We start from the raw sequence: 17,260 nt of genomic DNA, 5'->3' as shown, positions 1-17,260 counted from the left end.
TTAATTAAGCGAGTTGGTATGAAATTATTGTAAAATCCCAGCTTCTGCTGGGATTTTTTTTGGGAAACACTTTATGTCTAATGTCCTTTGGCAACCAAGCGCCGATATTGAAACTTTACGAGAGCGTGCCGCCATCATTCGTCGTATTCGCGAATTCTTTTATGCACGGGATGTAATGGAGGTTGAAACGCCGAGTCTTAGTGCTGCCAGTGTAACCGATGTGCATTTAGCGACTTTTAGTACCGAGTTTGTTGGCCCAGGTCATGCTGGTGGCTTGCCACTGTATTTGCAAACGTCACCTGAGTTTGCCATGAAGCGTTTACTTGCAGCGGGCTCTGGGGCTATTTTCCAGCTGTGCAAAGCCTTTCGTAATGAAGAAGCGGGTAGTCATCATAATCCTGAATTTACAATGCTTGAGTGGTACCGCCCAGGCTTTGATGAGTTTGCGCTTATGGATGAAATGGATGAGCTTATGCAATTAGTGCTTGGCGTAGATAGCGCAGAGCGACTAACTTATCAGCAAGCCTTCATTAACGCCTTAGGTGTAGATCCTTTAACTGCTGATGTGGGTACATTACAACAACTAGCAGCGGAGCAGGGCTTTGCCGATATTGCCGCGAATGAAACGCACCGCGATACCTTGTTGCAGCTATTATTTTGTATGAAGGTTGAACCAACGATTGGCCAAGAAAAGCCTTGTTTTGTTTATCATTTTCCTGCATCACAAGCCGCTCTTGCCCAAATTTGCCAACATGATGAGCGAGTAGCAGGACGCTTTGAGTTATATTTTAAAAATATGGAACTGGCAAACGGCTTTAATGAACTGACCAATGGTAAAGAGCAAGCAGCTCGTTTTAGTGAAGATAATCAATATCGTGAAGCGAATGGATTAAAGCAAGTGCCAATGGATGAGCGCTTAATAGCTGCACTAGAACATGGTTTACCACAATGTGCGGGTGTCGCACTGGGTATTGATCGACTCATTATGCTGGCAACGAATAAGCAAAAGATTAAAGACGTACTTGCCTTTGATGTTGAAAGGGCTTAACTGATTTGGCTCTAGGCTCTAGGCTCTAGGCTCTAGGTGTTTGGGTGCTAGGTGAAAACCTAGCACCCAATTGCTTATAGCTCGTAAATAAATGTCACACCGGCAACCATAGGTTCGCCAAGTTGTGTGTATGTATGAGTGGTGTAACCGTCTAATGGGTCGTTACCAAACTCAAAACCACGAGTTGGTACGTCTTCGTCAAATAAGTTACGTGCCCATGCATTAATGCTCCAATTATCACTTTCATAACCAAATGAAGCATTCACTAAATTAGTGCTTGGTGCTTGTGAGTTATGGCTATCAGAGAAGTAGTAATCGTCTTTGCCTTCTATACCAACTGATGCGTAAAGTGCTGGCGTAAAGTTATAACGCGCAGTGAATGCATATTGGTATTTAGGAGCTTGTGCTTGATCTCGACCATCTTGATCTAGGCCTGATTGCGCAACAAAGTCATTGATTTCTGTATGTAGATAACCTGCACTACCCGTTAGTAGTAAATTGTCAGTAGCTTGGAAGCTGCCTTCAACTTCTAAACCATAGTTTTCGCCAGAGCTGGCGTTATCGATATAACCTGTGAATTTTTGGCCTTCAACTTGCCACGATTTTAGCTGCATATCTTCGCGGTACATGTAGAAAGCGGCAAGACGTAACACAAACTTATCATCCAAAGAGCTGCCTTTTACACCAAACTCACCGCTCCAAAGGTATTCAGGGGCAAATGATGTGTGATTAGCGAAGAAATCAGCATCTAGATTTAAGCCCTCATCTTTAGCTTTTGCTAAAGCTTCAGAGTTAATACCGCCAGCCTTATAGCCACGAGTAATGCTGGTGTAGATCATAGTGCGATCTATCACTTGGTATTCAAGTGCAAGCTTACCGCCCACCATGACATCATCCGTTTCTTCAATAAAACCGTTATTGTCGATGTAGTCGCCTTGATACTGCTCAACACGCAGACCCGTAATTAAGGTTGTTTTTGGACCAATAGCTGTTGCTAGTTGGCCATACGCTGCAATATTGCTGGTTTCATAATTTGAGGTAAATGGCTGTGCAAGCCAAGTGTATTGGCGCTCTAAATCAACTTCGCGGCCTTGATAATAAATGCCTGCGACCCACTCACCTGATTTACCGCTAAATTGCAGCTCTGCAGCCTGATCTTGACGATCGCGAAAGTAAGCATCTGTTGAGCTATAGCCCCAATCATGTAAGCCAGCGGCACATAATTCAGGTTGGGCTTCATCATTACACACCCAGTCTTCGTCGTAGCTGTATAACAGCTCGCTGTCGATACCAGAAAGGTTTAAGCTGACATCAAATAAGTCAAAACCGGTATAAATATTTGCTAGGCCAACCGCAATGCTTTCTTGGTTGTCTTGACCTGGTTCATCAGCAACACTGTAACGGCTGTTATCTAATGTGAAGGCGTCATAGCCGTTATTAATATCGATGTAATGTACATTCAGTTCAGTACGCAGATGCTCGGTTAATTGACTGTGTAATTTAAAGCGAGAAACGAGCTCATCTTGTTGTTGGGTATCTTCGCCTAAATAACGGTTTTCTACATAACCATCAGATTCACGTTGATAAATGCTAGCGCGTACTGCTGTGTCGTCAGTAATACCCGTACCTGCGGCAACACCAGCTTCGTAGCTGTTGTAGTTGCCCGCACCTAATTGTATTTTCACACTTGGGTCAAGGGCCGGTGCAGCAGATTCCATTTGAATCATGCCTGCTAAGGCATCAGCGCCAAAGCGAGTACCTTGTGGGCCGCGATAAATTTCAACTTGGTCAATATCAAATAACAGTGAACTGCCGCCTAAACCAGAGTAGTTAATACCGTCGATCACTAAACCAACAGAAGGATTAATAGGGTCAACAAACTGTGAGCGTAAACCAACACCACGAATTTGCACGAAACGACCACGAGATGCCCCTGAGGTAAAGTTAACATTCGCTGCACTAGCAAGCATCTCATCTAAAAATTTTGCACCACGTTGATTGATTTCATGGTCTGAAAATAAGCTTGCGCTGGCACTAAGGGTTTGAATGCTTTCTCTTTTGAAATCACCGGTAACTTCAATCGTTTCCAGCTCGCCGTCTTCAGCGTAAGCAATCGAAGATGCTGCGAATAAAGGCAGGATAGCAGCAGATAATAATGATAAACGTCGTTTCATGCGGATTCTTAACTCCATTTTCGGGACTGCTATTCTAGCAACCTAGCTAGCCAAATGGCTATAAAATCAATTTTTATGGTATAAACGCAGGCAATTATACGTAAATTGATTAGGAATACGACTATGACCTTTAAAGTAGACTTTAAAGTGCGTGATTATGAGTGTGATTTACAAGGCATTGTTAATAACAGTGTTTATTTTAATTACCTAGAGCATGCTCGCCATGAGTTTTTACATGCTCAAGGTATCGACTTTGCAAAGCTAGCAAGAGAAAAAGTAAACCTTGTCGTGCTGCGTAGCGAAATGGATTACAAGGCATCACTTGTGCCGGGCGATGAGTTTTACGTTGCCGTTGAGCCTGAGCGTATCAGCCGTTTAAAGTTTGCTTTTAGGCAAACAGTGTATCGCAAACATGACGATAAAGTGATGCTGCAAGCTTTGGTCATTGGCACCTCAGTTAACGAAAAAGGTCGTCCTTTTTTACCAGAAGAAGTCGATAACTTATTCAAATAGTCTGCATTGTTCCTTGATAAGCTAACTTAGAACAATTTTTTACAGATAAAACATGTTTTTTTAACGATCAATTGCGTTAAATGTTGTTATTATTACCACATTGAAATTTGAATCGTAAAAAAATATGAAGTTAGTAGCCTTGCCCCTCCTTTTAGTATTATTTTGCATGGGCTGCTCATCGACAGGGACAGTCACTAGTGAGCAATTAAAATATACACAGTGGCAATTATCAAAAGTGAATGGTTTAGCCATTCCTGTATCCCAAACAGCCTCGCTGCGTTTTATCGAAGCGATGCAGGTTAACGGCTTTGCTGGCTGTAATAAATTTTTTGGTGAAGGTACGCTCAGCGAAGATACGCTAACAGTAAATAAGTTAGGTATGACGCGTAAATCTTGTGGTGAGCAAGTTGATGCGCTTGAGCAGCAATTACTGTCAACGCTAAAAGAAGGTGCGGCCATTACTTTAACTGCTGAGCAACTTACCCTACAAGGTGAGCACCACTTTACCTTCATTGCAAAAAACTAAAGTAGCTGAGCTTGCAGCAAATTTTTAACTGACGTACACTCAGGGCGTTTTAAAAGAAACGAATTTATACTTGTCGGAGTGCCTTTAACAAGGCTGAGATCGCGAAAGCGGGATCCGTGAACCTGATCAGGCTAACACCTGCGTAGGGAACAAGCTGCCTCACTGGGCGCTTGTGCGCCAAATTTTTGGGGCATAAGCGGTACAGGCTGCACTAGTAAGCACTTAGCTTATTGACGATCCAATGGCGTTTGCCACTCTCTATTGCATTTGCAATATCTGACAAGACAACCCTTAAAGCAATGAGGTAAGTCATGTCAAACACAACAACTAAACCATCTCGCCGCGAAGTCCGTGCGGCTGCATCAGATTATATTTATAACTTAACGGGGCAACCGTTTCCTAATTCTCATAAAGTTTATGTAGAAGGTACACAAGACAATGTACGAGTAGGGATGCGTGAAATCACCCTCAGCGATACCTTCATCGGTGGTACAGAAGAAAACCCAGTATTTGAGCCTAACGCGCCAATTCGTGTTTACGATACCTCGGGCCCATACACTGACCCAGATTTTCAACTTGATGTGCGCAAGGGTCTTGAGAAATACCGCGAAAAGTGGATTGAAAGCCGCGGCGATACTGAAATTTTAGACTCGGTGACTTCACAATTTTCTCAACAGCGAATGGCAGATGAAGGGTTAGATCATATCCGCTTTGAACATTTACCAAAGATCCGCCGTGCAAAAGCGGGTAAAAACGTGACCCAAATGCATTATGCGCGACAAGGCATTGTGACGCCTGAAATGGAATATGTCGCAATTCGTGAAAACATGGGACGCGCTAAAATTCGTGAAGAGTTACTTGCAGCCCAGCATAAAGGCGAATCGTTTGGCGCTAGCATTCCTGATTTTATTACCCCTGAATTTGTGCGTGATGAAATTGCCCGTGGCCGCGCTGTGCTTCCTAACAATATTAACCATCCAGAAACCGAGCCGATGATCATTGGCCGAAACTTTTTAGTTAAAGTGAACGCGAATATTGGTAATTCGTCTGTGACTTCATCAATTGAAGAAGAAGTCGAAAAAATGGTGTGGTCGACTCGTTGGGGCGCCGACACGGTAATGGACTTATCAACGGGTCGCTATATTCACGAAACCCGTGAATGGGTGGTACGTAACTCACCAGTACCAATTGGTACCGTACCAATCTATCAAGCGCTTGAAAAAGTAAACGGTGTAGCTGAAGACCTAACGTGGGAGATTTTCCGCGATACCTTGATTGAACAAGCAGAACAGGGTGTTGATTACTTTACCATTCACGCTGGGGTATTGCTGCGTTATGTACCGATGACCGCAAAGCGTGTTACCGGTATTGTTTCCCGTGGTGGCTCAATCATGGCGAAATGGTGTTTAGCGCACCATAAAGAAAACTTCTTATATACGCACTTTGAAGAAATCTGTGAAATTTTAAAACAGTATGATGTGTGTTTTTCATTAGGTGATGGCCTGCGTCCGGGCTCTATTGCCGATGCTAATGACGAAGCCCAGTTCAGCGAATTACGTACTTTAGGTGAGCTGACAAAACTTGCTTGGAAGCATGATGTGCAAGTGTTCATCGAAGGCCCAGGCCATGTGCCAATGCATATGATCAAAGAGAACATGGAAGAGCAGCTAAAACACTGTGAAGAAGCACCGTTTTATACTCTTGGTCCATTAACCACGGATATTGCACCGGGGTACGATCATTTCACATCAGGTATTGGCGCTGCGCAAATTGCTTGGTACGGCTGCGCTATGCTTTGTTATGTAACCCCTAAAGAGCATTTAGGCTTACCAAACAAAGAAGACGTTAAAGAAGGTTTAATCACTTACAAAATTGCTGCCCATGCTGCCGATTTGGCAAAAGGCCACCCGGGTGCGCAAGAGCGTGACAACGCATTATCAAAAGCACGCTTTGAGTTCCGTTGGCACGACCAATTTAACCTAGGTTTAGACCCAGAACGCGCCCGCGAATATCACGATGAAACACTGCCACAAGAATCAGGCAAGATTGCACATTTCTGCTCTATGTGTGGCCCTAAGTTCTGCTCGATGAAGATCACTCAAGAAGTTCGTGATTACGCCAAAGATCTTGAAGCAAGAGGTATCGATCCAAATAACGTAGGTGATGCTATCGAAATCAAAATGGTCGATGTTGAAGCCGAAATGAAAGCGAAATCAGACGAGTTCAAAAAAACAGGCTCTGAGATTTACCACAAAGCAGTTTAATTGATGGAGCTAGGCATCAGCGATAGGCTCTGGGTTTTTACCTAGGGCCTAGAGCTTAGGCCTAGAAAGTTTATGTCATTAAAGATAGCGATATTGGGCTTTGGTTTAACTGGCCGTTTAACTGCATTAACACTTGCTAAAGAGCATCAGCTAAGTGTGTTTGAGCAAGATGATGAACATGCTAGTAACAGTGCTGGCAGCGTTGCTGCAGCGATGCTGGCACCCCTTGCTGAGTCAGTCCTGTGTGAACAGGATTTAGCCTTACAAGGACTTAATAGCATCATTCGTTGGCAGCAAATTTTAAGTGAGCTCGATGACGCTGTGTATTTTCAACAAACAGGCAGTTTAGTGGTTGCTCATCAGCAAGATAAAGGCGATTTACAAAGTTTTGTGAGCCGCTTAAAACCGCTTGAAAGCTATCAGGCACAGGCATTGGTTGGCACTCAAATCGCAGACCTTGAGCCAGAACTAGCTGGGCGGTTCCACCAAGGTGTGTATTTACCTTGTGAAGGGCAACTCGATAACCAAGCATTTTATAGCGCTAGTTTTAAAAAGCTTACCTTGCAAGGAGTGCAATTTAACTTTGGCTGTAAAGTTGAATTGAACGCTCATCAAGTGAATGGCCAAAGCTTTGATTATGTATTTGATTGTCGCGGTTTAGGTGCAAAACAGGCTGAACCCTTACTGCGTGGAGTAAGAGGGGAGGTGGCGCGTTTATATGCACCAGAGGTGAACCTAACCAGACCGATACGACTGATGCATCCGCGTTATCCAATTTATATTGCTCCTAAGCCAAACCATCAATTTGTGATTGGTGCGACTGAAATCGAATCGCAAGACCGCGGTAAAGTCACCGTGCGCTCGGCGCTGGAGTTATTGTCTGCTGCTTATACGGTGCATAGCGGCTTTGCTGAAGGGCGTATCGAGAGCTTGAAATCGGGGCTTCGTCCAGCGTTTGCAGACAACCGCCCGAAAGTCACAAAACAAGGTCGAGTGATCAGTATTAATGGCTTGTATCGTCATGGCTATCTACTTGCGCCTCAGGTGGTTGATGATGCAGTGAGCTTAATTGCTTAAGGATAAAAATGAATATTTTAATTAATGGTCAGTCAGTTACAGTGAACGACAATACATCGCTCACTCAGGCGTTGAGCCAGTTTGGTGCAAGACCTCCATTTGCCGTTGCCGTTAATGGTGACTTTGTACCTCGCAGCCAATGCGATGCTAAACCCCTCAACGAAGGCGACAGCATTGAGCTATTGTCGCCAATTCAAGGAGGCTAAGATGGATAGTTTTTCGGTTTATGGTGAGCAATTTACGAGTCGTTTACTGATTGGCTCAGCACTGTACCCTTCGCCAAGTGTTATGACTCAGTCGATAGTGGCCTCACAGGCTGAAATTGTCACTGTTTCATTGAGACGTCAGCAAAGCGCTTCTGCGGGTGATGATTTTTGGCAATTGATAAAAAACACCGGGCTAAAGGTGCTGCCAAATACGGCGGGTTGTCATAGCGTGAAAGAAGCGGTGACGTTGGCACAAATGTGTCGCGAAGTGTTTGCCACTGATTGGATCAAGTTAGAGTTGATTGGTGATGAATATAATTTACAGCCAGATCCATTCGCACTGCTCGAAGCCACTAAAATTTTATTGGCCGATGGCTTTAAAGTTTTACCTTATTGCACAGATGATTTAGTGCTGTGTCAGCACCTCGCTGATTTAGGCTGCGAAGTACTAATGCCTTGGGGCGCACCGATTGGTACGGGTAAAGGCTTGCTGAATCCTTACAACTTAAAAATGATCCGTGAGCGCTTGCCAAACCATACGTTAATTGTTGATGCGGGCTTAGGTTTACCATCTCATGCCTGCCAAGCGCTTGAATTAGGGTATGATGCCGTATTATTAAATTCGGCAATTGCGGGTGCAGGTTGCCCAGTGACGATGAGTAAAGCGTTTAAGAGTGCTGTAGAGGCGGGGCGATATAGCTATGTGGCTAAAGCGATGCCAGAAAAAGACGTCGCAAGCCCGTCAACGCCGACGCTCGGAATGCCATTTTGGCATCAAGAATAAAATGTGAGGAATAACATGAATCAGGTTGTATGGACCATAGCTGGCTCAGATTCGGGCGGCGGTGCAGGAATTCAAGCCGACATCAAGGCAATGCAAAGTTTTAATGTACATGGCTGTACGGTTATTACTGCTTTAACGGCACAAAATAGTTTAGGTGTAGAAGCGCTGAACCCGATTTCAACAGAGGTGATTGAGTCGCAACTATTAGCCTTAGCCAGTGATATGCCTGCCAGTGTGATTAAAATTGGCATGCTTGCCAATGTGCAGCAAATACAGCTTATTAGTGAGCATTTAAAACATTACAAAGCAACTTGGGCAGAGCCGCCTTTGGTTGTTTATGATCCGGTTGCCATTGCCTCAAGTGGTGATTTATTAACAGAAGAAGATACCGTTAGTGCCATTAAAGAGTGCTTATTACCATTAGTCGATGTAGTAACACCGAACACCCACGAAACGCAGCTATTAACCGGTGTTTATTTGATTGGCCCAAGCGCAGTGAAAGAAGCCGCCGAGAAGTTAACAGGCTATGGTGCAAAAGCGGTGATCATCAAAGGAGGTCATTGGGATTACCCAAGTGGCTATTGCATTGATTACTGCGTGCAAGGTGAGCAGGAATATTGGCTTGGTAACGAAAAAATTCAAACTCCGCATTGTCATGGTACTGGATGCAGTATGGCCTCTGTGATTGCTGCGTGTTTAGCCAAACAGTATCCACTCAAAGATGCCTTTATTTTAGCGAAAGCCTATATAAACCAAGGTTTAAAAGCAGCCATTCGATATGGTGAAGGGATTGGACCTGTTGCACACACTTGCTTTCCAACAAATCTAGCAGATTACCCACAAGTCATCGAGGCGGGAAGTTGGCTCGGTGATGAGCTCGACTTTGATTGCCCGGTTGATTTTACCATGGCAGCAGGCTTTGCCGAGTGCGACTCTAAACAGCTTGGGCTGTATGCCGTTGTAGATACGGTTGATTGGTTAGAGAAGTGTTTAGCCGAAGGGGTTAAAACAGTTCAATTAAGAATGAAAAATGCAGACGATGCAGCACTTGATGAGTCGATTGCAAGTGCGGTTATGCTGGGGCAGAAGTACGATGCGCAGGTGTATATCAATGATTATTGGCAGTTGGCGATTAAGCACGGTGCTTATGGTGTGCATTTAGGACAAGAAGACTTACAAACCGCTAATTTAATTGCCATAAAAGAGGCGGGGTTACGCTTAGGTGTATCGACTCATGGCTTTTATGAGATGCTGCGTGCACATAATTACAGACCAAGTTATATGGCGTTTGGTGCTATTTATCCAACCACCACTAAAGACATGACTGGGCAAATTCAGGGCTTAGAAAAGCTCGAAAAATTTGTGCCGTTGATGGCCGATTATCCAACGGTCGCGATTGGTGGAATTGACTTATCTCGTGCTGAGCAAGTTGCGAGCACGGGTGTTGGCAGTGTTGCAGTAGTACGTGCGATTACTGAAGCCGAAAACTACCAAGCAGCCATTGTCAAGTTAAAACAGCTGGTCGAAGGTCAGTCATAATATGAGCGCGTTAAGCGACAAAGAGCAAATTCGTTATAGCCGCCACTTGCTACTCAAAGAGGTGGGGCATGCAGGGCAGCAAAAGTTAAAAACTGCACATATTGTGGTTGTCGGAGCGGGTGGGCTTGGCTCACCGGCATTGTTTTATTTAGCGGCTGCAGGAATCGGGACGCTCACTTTGATTGACGACGATAAAGTTGAGCTTTCAAATCTACAGCGACAAATACTCTATAAAGTAAACCACATGGGGCAGGCAAAAACACAGGCGGCTGCCAAGGTGTTAGGCAGTTTAAATAATCAAATTACGGTTAAGCCTCTATGCCAAAAGCTTGATGAAAGTAACTGTGCTGAGCTACTTGAAGGTGCTGACATCATCCTCGATTGCAGTGATAACTTTGCTACCCGCTATTTGGTTAATCGCTATTGTTTAGCTAAATCTATCCCACTTGTATCAGCTGCCGCTATTGCAACGCAGGGGCAGGTGATGAGTTTTGATTTTCGTGATGAACAAAGCCCTTGCTATGGCTGTATATTCCCGCAAACGGAGGAGCAGACAGCGCTTAATTGTGATAATGCTGGGGTATTGAGCCCGTTACTGGGTGTTATGGGGAGCATGCAAAGTTTATTGGCTATCAATATATTGCTTGGCCATAAAACGGGCAGCGAGTTTATTCAATTTGACGGGCTAACACTACAGCAGCAGCGATTTAATATTCAAAAAGATAGTGAATGTTCAGAGTGTAATCGTGGGGTGTAGGCGCGGTTTATAATGAATTTTAAGCAAACCACTATTGCTCAAGTGGTTTGCTTAATTGAACTTATTAGTCGTTAATTTTCGCAAATGGTGTGCCCATTCGCGTCACTGTTTCTGGGTGTTGATCTGATAAGAATTCAGCTTGATTTGCGCCCCAGGCTAAAATAACGGTAGAGCCTAATTTAAAGCGACCCATTTCTTCACCCTTCTTCAGAGTAATCGCATTGTCACCTTCAGTTGGGTAATTCCAACTAAATACATCTTTACCTGCTGGTGGCGTTACTGTGCCTGCCCAAATAGTCTCGATGCTAGCAACAATTGTTGCACCAACAAGTACCATGGCTAGCGGGCCAATTTCAGTTTCAAAGATAGCTACAACACGTTCGTTACGAGCAAATAGGTTAGGTACATTTTGCGCTGTTAACGGGTTTACCGAAAATAAATCACCCGGTACGTAGATCATTTTGCTCAGCGTGCCATCAACAGGCATGTGAATACGGTGATAATCTTTAGGCGCTAAATAAATCGTTGCAAACTTACCGCCTAAAAACGGTGCAGTGTCTTCTTCTTTGCCACCAAGGAGTGCTTGTAAGCTGTAGTCATGGCCTTTTGCTTGGATGATTTGACCGTCGACTACATCGCCTAATTGGCTAATTGCACCATCAACTGGGTGAGCAATAATGTCGCTTTCTTCAGCAAGTGGACGAATACCTTCTTTTAATGGGCGAGTGAAAAACTCATTAAAAGTTTTGTAATGAGCTGGATCTGGGTATTTAGCCTCACTCATATCAATTTTGTATTGTTTGATAAACAATTTAATTAAGGCCGTTGTTAAGCCACCCGCTTTTGCTGCTGCTAACTTGCCAACCATGCGCGAAATGAAATGTTTTGGCATGGCATATTGCATAGCAATTTTGAATTTATCTAAACTCACTTGTTATTTCCTAAATAGTTATACGCGAGGAGCGCGTGCACCAGCACGGCCGTCGGCCATAGTTTCTAAAATTCGGTGGTAACTGTCAAAGCGAAGTTCTGAAATTTCACCATCATCAACAGCTTGGCGAATTATACAGCCAGGATCGTTTAAATGCTTACAATCGCGAAAACGACAGCCACCAATAAAATCACGGAACTCTTTAAAGCACCAAGTAACGCGCTCAACCTCTAAATGCCATAAGCCAAACTCACGAATTCCCGGTGAGTCGATTAGGTTACCACCACTTGGTAAATGGTGTAATCGCGATACGGTTGTTGTGTGTTGACCAAGACCGCTATTCTCAGAGACTTCTTGGGTTAGGATGTCTGCATCTGGCAGTACAGTGTTTACTAAGGTTGATTTACCCACACCACTTTGACCAACAAAAATGCTGTTTTTACCAACCAGTTTTTGTTTAAGCTCATCAATGCCTTGACCGGTTTTATTACTGACTAACAGTACTTGATAACCTAGCTCACGATAGATATCGAGAATTTCATCAATAAAAGCAAGGCCTTCATCGTCAATTAAATCTATTTTGTTAAGCACTAAAATAGGCTCAATACCCATGTCTTCACAGGCAACTAAATAGCGGTCGATAATGTTTGGTGTAAACTCAGGCAATACCGCAGAAACCATTAAAATTTGGTCGATATTGGCAGCGACGACTTTTACCCCGTCATAAAAATCAGGGCGCGTTAATTGTGAGCGACGTTCATGGGTTGCTTCAATAACGCCAGCTAAGTCGCCTTCGCTAACTTTTGCACGGCGAAAAATAACTTCATCACCACACACAAGGCTCGATACGGTTCTGCGTATATTACAGCGCAGAACTTCGCCTGATTCGGTTTCGATATCGGCATGTTGGCCAAATCGGCTGATCACAACCGCATTCTCGGCAGGGCCTAAATTGTCATTTTGCCATTGCACAGTTGCCCCTTTCTCTTGCTTTTTGTCTGCATTAGAGAGGCGTTTTTGATGATTGGCCTTAATTCGACGCGATTGGCCTTTACTTAATTTCTTTTGTTTTGCCACTTTTGGCCTATAACTTGAGTAAATGTCGGGCTTTTTGAAAAAAAAGCTTTAGGTCGACTGATGATACTAATATGATATATCTAAATGCGTTGGATCTAAAGGAAAGCACCGCTAAGGTAACTATGTCTTTTCATAAATCAAATCTTATCTGGCTCGACCTGGAAATGACTGGCCTCGAACCAGCAACAGATAAAATACTCGAAATTGCCACTGTTGTCACCGACAGTGATTTAAACATCTTGGCTGAAGGCCCTGTTATTGCTATTCATCAAAGTGATGAACTGCTTGATGGCATGGACGAGTGGTGTACAACTCAGCACGGTCAATCTGGTTTAACAGCTCGCTGTAAAGCAAGTACTTTCACTGAACAAGATGCTATTGATCAAACATTGGCATTTTTAAAGCAATGGGTGCCAGCGGGTACATCGCCTATGTGTGGTAATTCTATCGGCCAAGACCGCCGCTTTATGAATAAGTACATGCCTGAATTGGAAAACTACTTCCACTACCGTAACCTTGATGTAAGCACAGTTAAAGAACTTGCGCGTCGCTGGAAACCTGACGTGTTAGCACAAGTGAACAAAAAAGGTTCACATCTAGCCCTCGACGATATCAAAGATTCGATCATGGAATTAAAGGTTTACCAAGAAAAATTCTTTAATTTGTAAAAAACATTTGCAAACACATCGGATTATTGTAGAATCCTGCCCCGCTTAAGACGTTAACCCCCGCGGGGTTAGTGTGTCTTTAGCTAAACTTTTATAGTTTAAATTTGCGGCACTAGCTCAGTTGCCAGAACGTTTTACCGCAACCTTCAAGGTTGTGCGCCAACGGACAAATTACTGACTACTTTAAAGCGGCACTAGCTCAGTTGCCAGAACGTTTCACCGCAACCTTCAGGTTGTGCGACAACGGACAAATTACTGACTACTTTTGAATGCGGCACTAGCTCAGTTGGTAGAGCGCAACCTTGCCAAGGTTGAGGTCACGAGTTCGAGCCTCGTGTGCCGCTCCAATTTCTTCACCAAAAGAAATTGATATAAGTTTCAAGGGGAAAGTTGAAAGCATTAGCTTGAAACTAGAAACTTGCAGCTTACAACTTATTTATGCGGCACTAGCTCAGTTGGTAGAGCGCAACCTTGCCAAGGTTGAGGTCACGAGTTCGAGCCTCGTGTGCCGCTCCAATTTCTCACCAAAAGAAATTGGCTTAAGTTTCAAGGGAAAAGTTGAAAGCATTAGCTTGAAACTAGAAACTTGCAGCTTACAACTTATTTATGCGGCACTAGCTCAGTTGGTAGAGCGCAACCTTGCCAAGGTTGAGGTCACGAGTTCGAGCCTCGTGTGCCGCTCCAATTTCTCACCAAAAGAAATTGGCTTAAGTTTCAAGGGGAGAGTTGAAAGCACCAAGCTATTCAAACTTGTAACTTGAATCTTGTAACTAGAAACTATTTGATGCGGCACTAGCTCAGTTGGTAGAGCGCAACCTTGCCAAGGTTGAGGTCACGAGTTCGAGCCTCGTGTGCCGCTCCAATCTCTAAAAAATCCCAAAAACACTTTCTTAAATAATTTAGTTAAAGCCAAGTTTTGCTTACAGCTTAAAGTTAGTTTTAGATCTGACCTTGAATCGTCGCGACAATGCGTCTAGCGCCACCATGGTCACGGTGTTCACCTAAATAGATGCCTTGCCATGTGCCTAGCATTAAGCGGCCTTGGTTAATAGGTATGGTGAGTTCAGCACCTAATGTACTGCTTTTTATGTGGGCTGGCATGTCGTCATCACCTTCATAATCATGACGATAATAACTTTGTCGTTCTGGTACGAAGTGATTGAAGTGACTTTCCATATCCATTCGCACAGTGGGATCGGCATTTTCGTTAATTGTTAAGCTTGCAGACGTATGCTGAATGAACAGGTGTAATAAACCGACTTTGTATTGCGTTATTTCTGGAAGTTGACGAAGTAGCTCGTCATCAATGATGTGAAAGCCTCGCGAGCGAGGCTTTAATTGAATGGTTTTTTGCTGCCAGCTCATAGTTTATCAAAGCTAACTTCAATATTGGCGTTACCATCAGCAGACGTGAATGGAATTAACACCTTGGCACCTTCACATTTATGGGCAATTGTATGTCCTTTACCAGACACCACAACTGGCGTTGCCATATCAAACTCGTAGCCTTTTTCGCCGAGTAAGTTTTTAGCACCACCTGTTACCATATTGGTAATTTCGCCTACCATGTCAGTGACTTCTTCATTGACTGAGTCTGGACGCTCACCGAGCATTCTTTCCATAATAGTCAGTGCTAGGCTTTCATCGAATGAGATTGAAAGTGAACCTTTAGTTTGTGGGCCAACCATACCAATTAAACCCGATACATCGCCACGGGCTAATTCGTCTTTTTTTAAGCTAGGTTTGCCCGGTTTTAATTCTGTTTGAGCCATCGTGCTCAATACATTTAATAATGATGATAAAAAAGGGTTGATGAACTCCACATTCATTATTTTCTTTCCCTTAGGTTTGCAGAAATGCCGTTAATCATACTTTAAGTGTAGTGGTTGTTTCAAACACCGCACTTAATCTTTGCATTTTTCGCACTTGCCGTGCGCTTCAATTGTTTGTCCAGAGACAATAAATCCACTTTCTGCAGCTAAGTTATTAAGTTCATGAGAAATTACTGTTGAATGTAATTCTTTTACATAACCACAGCTGTCACAAATTAATAATTGTACAGGGTGAATGTGATCAAAATGATGGCACAACATAAATGAGTTGGTGCTTTCAATTTTGTGAATAAAGCCAAGTTCCGATAAGAAATCGAGCGCGCGATAAATTGTTGCTGGTTTTGCGCCTGACTCAGTTAATTTGAGTTGTTCTAATAAGTCATAAGCACCTACACCACCTTGCGCACTAGCGAGCAGGCGGAATACTTTTTCACGGATAGGTGTGAAACGTGCACCACGATTATCGCATACTTGTTTTGCTTTACTGACGAGTGATTCTATGTTCATCTTCTCTTATCCTTACGCTACCGTGATATACTAACATACTGTATTGTAGTTGCAGTGTTTTTATTCGCTAACACGTTTTCAAGGGAGTTTTCTTAATGAGTGAATTGCTAGCTGCATTCATTTTCTTTTTCGCTGTCATTGATCCTATCGGTACTGTGCCTGTCTTTATTGCCGTTACACGCGGGGATGATGCCAAATTCAAACGCAAAGTCGCGCTAAAAGCGGTTGGCGTTTCGGCATTAGTTTTATTATTTTTTGTGCTTGCGGGTGAAGTACTTTTAAACGCGATCAATATTCCGCTTTCTGCGTTTCAAATTGCCGGGGGGATCGTATTATTACTTTTCGCTTTATCGATGATTTTCGGTGAAAGTAAGCCAGAAACTGAGATTAAAAGTGTTCGTAACAGTACCGAAACCGCAATTTTTCCATTAGCAATTCCTTCTATTGCCAGCCCCGGTGCCATGCTTGCGGCAGTTTTGATGACCCGAAATACTGAATACACGTGGTATGAGCAACTTATCACTTCATCAATCATGCTCTCAGTATTAGTGATTGTATTGCTGTTATTGCTACTGGCGACACATGTTCATAAGTTAATTGGTGATAGTGGCGCGAGTATTATTAGTCGAGTGATGGGGTTAATTTTATCGTCAGTCGCGGTTAATAATATCTTAGGTGGTATTGCTCACTACTTTGGTTTGAGTGTTGTTGCTTAGTTTAATTTAAAGTGCATTTTCAGTGATTTAAACTTTGAATTATTGCCTTCTTTTATCTAACTTAAAAGAAGGCAATATAAAATTTAAGGAACAAAGAATGCTAATCAAAAATGTAGTTATATCAGTATTTCTGATTTTTAGTTTGGGCGCCTGTACGGAGCCACCACCGGAAGATACCGGTAAACTTCGCGTGATTGAAGTCACAGACCATGAGTTTAAAATTAACGGTGAGAGTGCCGTAACATTAATTATTGGTCGAGGCCATGTTGCTGAATACAGTTTTTCAATTCGTAAAAGCGATCTTAAAAAGGGCACGTTATTACAATCAGTGTCTGACAGTAACCCTAATGTGAGAGCTGACGCGACATTCTTTAGTGAATATTATGTGCAATCCAAAGATCACGACACCCATGTATCGGTCGAAATTGTTGAAATTGACCCCGTAGAAGAAGTTGCCCGCATTGCAGTAGGTGCTAAATTAGTTAACTTAAAAGATAAAGATTTCAAAGAATTAGAAATAATTATTTTTGAACTCACAGGACAAAATCTAGAAAATTTATTGAATGAAGTGAAAATTTAGTATTTTCACTTTTAACGTATCAATCACAGAAGTGAGTTTGCAGTACACTTCTTCACCTCTT

At 43.2% G+C, this 17,260-nt stretch carries 18 protein-coding genes, 4 tRNA genes and 1 riboswitch; of the genes, 16 read left to right on the top strand and 6 right to left on the bottom strand.

Annotated elements, in window-relative coordinates:
- Positions 1–73 precede the first annotated feature (73 nt).
- Positions 74–1,048 (top strand): elongation factor P--(R)-beta-lysine ligase, encoded by a 975-nt coding sequence (epmA, locus tag NH153_RS08350; RefSeq protein WP_063702770.1) that lies wholly within the window; start codon positions 74–76, stop codon positions 1,046–1,048.
- Positions 1,049–1,122: 74 nt separating this feature from the next.
- Here the strand turns inward: epmA and NH153_RS08345 are convergent, their stop codons facing one another.
- Complete coding sequence (locus tag NH153_RS08345; protein WP_063702769.1) at positions 1,123–3,222, bottom strand: TonB-dependent receptor; 2,100 nt, start codon at positions 3,220–3,222, stop codon at positions 1,123–1,125.
- A gap of 123 nt (positions 3,223–3,345) precedes the next feature.
- On the opposite strand from NH153_RS08345, the gene NH153_RS08340 reads away from it, so the two are divergent.
- From NH153_RS08340 to NH153_RS08305, 8 genes are all read left to right on the top strand, one after another.
- Positions 3,346–3,735, top strand: a complete 390-nt coding sequence (locus NH153_RS08340; RefSeq protein WP_054561129.1) for an acyl-CoA thioesterase — start codon at positions 3,346–3,348, stop codon at positions 3,733–3,735.
- Positions 3,736–3,901: 166 nt separating this feature from the next.
- On the top strand, positions 3,902–4,261 hold the full coding sequence (locus NH153_RS08335; RefSeq protein ID WP_338052257.1) for an META domain-containing protein: 360 nt from the start codon (positions 3,902–3,904) through the stop codon (positions 4,259–4,261).
- Between the two features lie 64 nt (positions 4,262–4,325).
- Positions 4,326–4,427, top strand: a riboswitch (TPP riboswitch).
- Between the two features lie 145 nt (positions 4,428–4,572).
- Complete coding sequence (gene thiC, locus NH153_RS08330; RefSeq protein ID WP_054561127.1) at positions 4,573–6,525, top strand: phosphomethylpyrimidine synthase ThiC; 1,953 nt, start codon at positions 4,573–4,575, stop codon at positions 6,523–6,525.
- 72 nt (positions 6,526–6,597) lie between these two features.
- The gene (locus tag NH153_RS08325; protein WP_063702764.1) at positions 6,598–7,602 is read left to right on the top strand and encodes an FAD-dependent oxidoreductase; all 1,005 of its coding nucleotides are present in this window, start codon (positions 6,598–6,600) and stop codon (positions 7,600–7,602) included.
- An 8-nt stretch (positions 7,603–7,610) separates the two neighbouring features.
- Complete coding sequence (thiS, locus tag NH153_RS08320; protein ID WP_054554133.1) at positions 7,611–7,808, top strand: sulfur carrier protein ThiS; 198 nt, start codon at positions 7,611–7,613, stop codon at positions 7,806–7,808.
- A 1-nt stretch (position 7,809) separates the two neighbouring features.
- The gene (locus tag NH153_RS08315; RefSeq protein ID WP_063702762.1) at positions 7,810–8,592 is read left to right on the top strand and encodes a thiazole synthase; all 783 of its coding nucleotides are present in this window, start codon (positions 7,810–7,812) and stop codon (positions 8,590–8,592) included.
- Positions 8,593–8,607: 15 nt separating this feature from the next.
- Entirely contained in the window at positions 8,608–10,131 is a 1,524-nt protein-coding gene (gene thiE, locus NH153_RS08310) for a thiamine phosphate synthase (protein WP_063702760.1), read from the top strand.
- 1 nt (position 10,132) lies between these two features.
- A complete protein-coding gene (locus NH153_RS08305; RefSeq protein ID WP_063702758.1) occupies positions 10,133–10,888 on the top strand; it encodes a HesA/MoeB/ThiF family protein in 756 nt (251 codons plus the stop codon).
- A gap of 64 nt (positions 10,889–10,952) precedes the next feature.
- Here NH153_RS08305 and asd read toward each other — a convergent pair whose 3' ends face one another.
- Together asd and rsgA are read right to left on the bottom strand one after the other, a co-directional pair.
- The gene (gene asd / locus NH153_RS08300) at positions 10,953–11,819 is read right to left on the bottom strand and encodes an archaetidylserine decarboxylase (protein WP_171038291.1); all 867 of its coding nucleotides are present in this window, start codon (positions 11,817–11,819) and stop codon (positions 10,953–10,955) included.
- An 18-nt stretch (positions 11,820–11,837) separates the two neighbouring features.
- A complete protein-coding gene (gene rsgA / locus NH153_RS08295; protein ID WP_063702756.1) occupies positions 11,838–12,896 on the bottom strand; it encodes a small ribosomal subunit biogenesis GTPase RsgA in 1,059 nt (352 codons plus the stop codon).
- 122 nt (positions 12,897–13,018) lie between these two features.
- On the opposite strand from rsgA, the gene orn reads away from it, so the two are divergent.
- From orn to NH153_RS08270, 5 genes are all read left to right on the top strand, one after another.
- On the top strand, positions 13,019–13,564 hold the full coding sequence (gene orn / locus NH153_RS08290; RefSeq protein ID WP_063702754.1) for an oligoribonuclease: 546 nt from the start codon (positions 13,019–13,021) through the stop codon (positions 13,562–13,564).
- Between the two features lie 271 nt (positions 13,565–13,835).
- A tRNA-Gly gene (locus tag NH153_RS08285) sits at positions 13,836–13,911 on the top strand.
- A 93-nt stretch (positions 13,912–14,004) separates the two neighbouring features.
- Positions 14,005–14,080, top strand: a tRNA-Gly gene (locus tag NH153_RS08280).
- Positions 14,081–14,172: 92 nt separating this feature from the next.
- A tRNA-Gly gene (locus tag NH153_RS08275) sits at positions 14,173–14,248 on the top strand.
- Positions 14,249–14,350: 102 nt separating this feature from the next.
- Positions 14,351–14,426 (top strand) — tRNA-Gly (locus tag NH153_RS08270).
- A gap of 77 nt (positions 14,427–14,503) precedes the next feature.
- Here NH153_RS08270 and NH153_RS08265 read toward each other — a convergent pair.
- The 3 genes from NH153_RS08265 to NH153_RS08255 form a co-directional block, all read right to left on the bottom strand.
- Positions 14,504–14,929, bottom strand: a complete 426-nt coding sequence (locus NH153_RS08265) for a secondary thiamine-phosphate synthase enzyme YjbQ (RefSeq protein WP_063702752.1) — start codon at positions 14,927–14,929, stop codon at positions 14,504–14,506.
- Positions 14,926–15,393, bottom strand: coding sequence for a chemotaxis protein CheX (locus NH153_RS08260; RefSeq protein WP_063702750.1), 468 nt, complete (start codon positions 15,391–15,393; stop codon positions 14,926–14,928). Before NH153_RS08260 ends, NH153_RS08265 begins: the two co-directional genes overlap by 4 nt.
- A 75-nt stretch (positions 15,394–15,468) precedes the next feature.
- Positions 15,469–15,903, bottom strand: coding sequence for a transcriptional repressor (locus NH153_RS08255; RefSeq protein WP_063702748.1), 435 nt, complete (start codon positions 15,901–15,903; stop codon positions 15,469–15,471).
- Positions 15,904–15,998: 95 nt separating this feature from the next.
- On the opposite strand from NH153_RS08255, the gene NH153_RS08250 reads away from it, so the two are divergent.
- Positions 15,999–16,619, top strand: coding sequence for a MarC family protein (locus NH153_RS08250; protein WP_063702745.1), 621 nt, complete (start codon positions 15,999–16,001; stop codon positions 16,617–16,619).
- A 97-nt stretch (positions 16,620–16,716) separates the two neighbouring features.
- Complete coding sequence (locus NH153_RS08245; protein ID WP_063702743.1) at positions 16,717–17,199, top strand: hypothetical protein; 483 nt, start codon at positions 16,717–16,719, stop codon at positions 17,197–17,199.
- Positions 17,200–17,260 lie beyond the last annotated feature (61 nt).

This window comes from Pseudoalteromonas gelatinilytica (assembly GCF_001641615.1).
In the GTDB taxonomy this organism is placed as follows: domain Bacteria; phylum Pseudomonadota; class Gammaproteobacteria; order Enterobacterales; family Alteromonadaceae; genus Pseudoalteromonas; species Pseudoalteromonas gelatinilytica.
Note: the sequence above shows the minus strand (reverse complement) of the source record. Positions and strands in the feature narration are given on the sequence as shown.

Excerpts from the sequence above, each read along its gene's own strand:
- epmA (WP_063702770.1), top strand. The coding sequence starts at position 74 with ATGTCTAATGTCCTTTGGCAACCAAGCGCCGATATTGAAACTTTACGA.
- NH153_RS08345 (WP_063702769.1), bottom strand. The coding sequence starts at position 3,222 with ATGAAACGACGTTTATCATTATTATCTGCTGCTATCCTGCCTTTATTC.
- NH153_RS08340 (WP_054561129.1), top strand. The coding sequence starts at position 3,346 with ATGACCTTTAAAGTAGACTTTAAAGTGCGTGATTATGAGTGTGATTTA.
- NH153_RS08335 (WP_338052257.1), top strand. The coding sequence starts at position 3,902 with ATGGGCTGCTCATCGACAGGGACAGTCACTAGTGAGCAATTAAAATAT.
- thiC (WP_054561127.1), top strand. The coding sequence starts at position 4,573 with ATGTCAAACACAACAACTAAACCATCTCGCCGCGAAGTCCGTGCGGCT.
- NH153_RS08325 (WP_063702764.1), top strand. The coding sequence starts at position 6,598 with ATGTCATTAAAGATAGCGATATTGGGCTTTGGTTTAACTGGCCGTTTA.
- thiS (WP_054554133.1), top strand. The coding sequence starts at position 7,611 with ATGAATATTTTAATTAATGGTCAGTCAGTTACAGTGAACGACAATACA.
- NH153_RS08315 (WP_063702762.1), top strand. The coding sequence starts at position 7,810 with ATGGATAGTTTTTCGGTTTATGGTGAGCAATTTACGAGTCGTTTACTG.
- thiE (WP_063702760.1), top strand. The coding sequence starts at position 8,608 with ATGAATCAGGTTGTATGGACCATAGCTGGCTCAGATTCGGGCGGCGGT.
- NH153_RS08305 (WP_063702758.1), top strand. The coding sequence starts at position 10,133 with ATGAGCGCGTTAAGCGACAAAGAGCAAATTCGTTATAGCCGCCACTTG.
- orn (WP_063702754.1), top strand. The coding sequence starts at position 13,019 with ATGTCTTTTCATAAATCAAATCTTATCTGGCTCGACCTGGAAATGACT.
- NH153_RS08265 (WP_063702752.1), bottom strand. The coding sequence starts at position 14,929 with ATGAGCTGGCAGCAAAAAACCATTCAATTAAAGCCTCGCTCGCGAGGC.
- NH153_RS08260 (WP_063702750.1), bottom strand. The coding sequence starts at position 15,393 with ATGAATGTGGAGTTCATCAACCCTTTTTTATCATCATTATTAAATGTA.
- NH153_RS08255 (WP_063702748.1), bottom strand. The coding sequence starts at position 15,903 with ATGAACATAGAATCACTCGTCAGTAAAGCAAAACAAGTATGCGATAAT.
- NH153_RS08250 (WP_063702745.1), top strand. The coding sequence starts at position 15,999 with ATGAGTGAATTGCTAGCTGCATTCATTTTCTTTTTCGCTGTCATTGAT.
- NH153_RS08245 (WP_063702743.1), top strand. The coding sequence starts at position 16,717 with ATGCTAATCAAAAATGTAGTTATATCAGTATTTCTGATTTTTAGTTTG.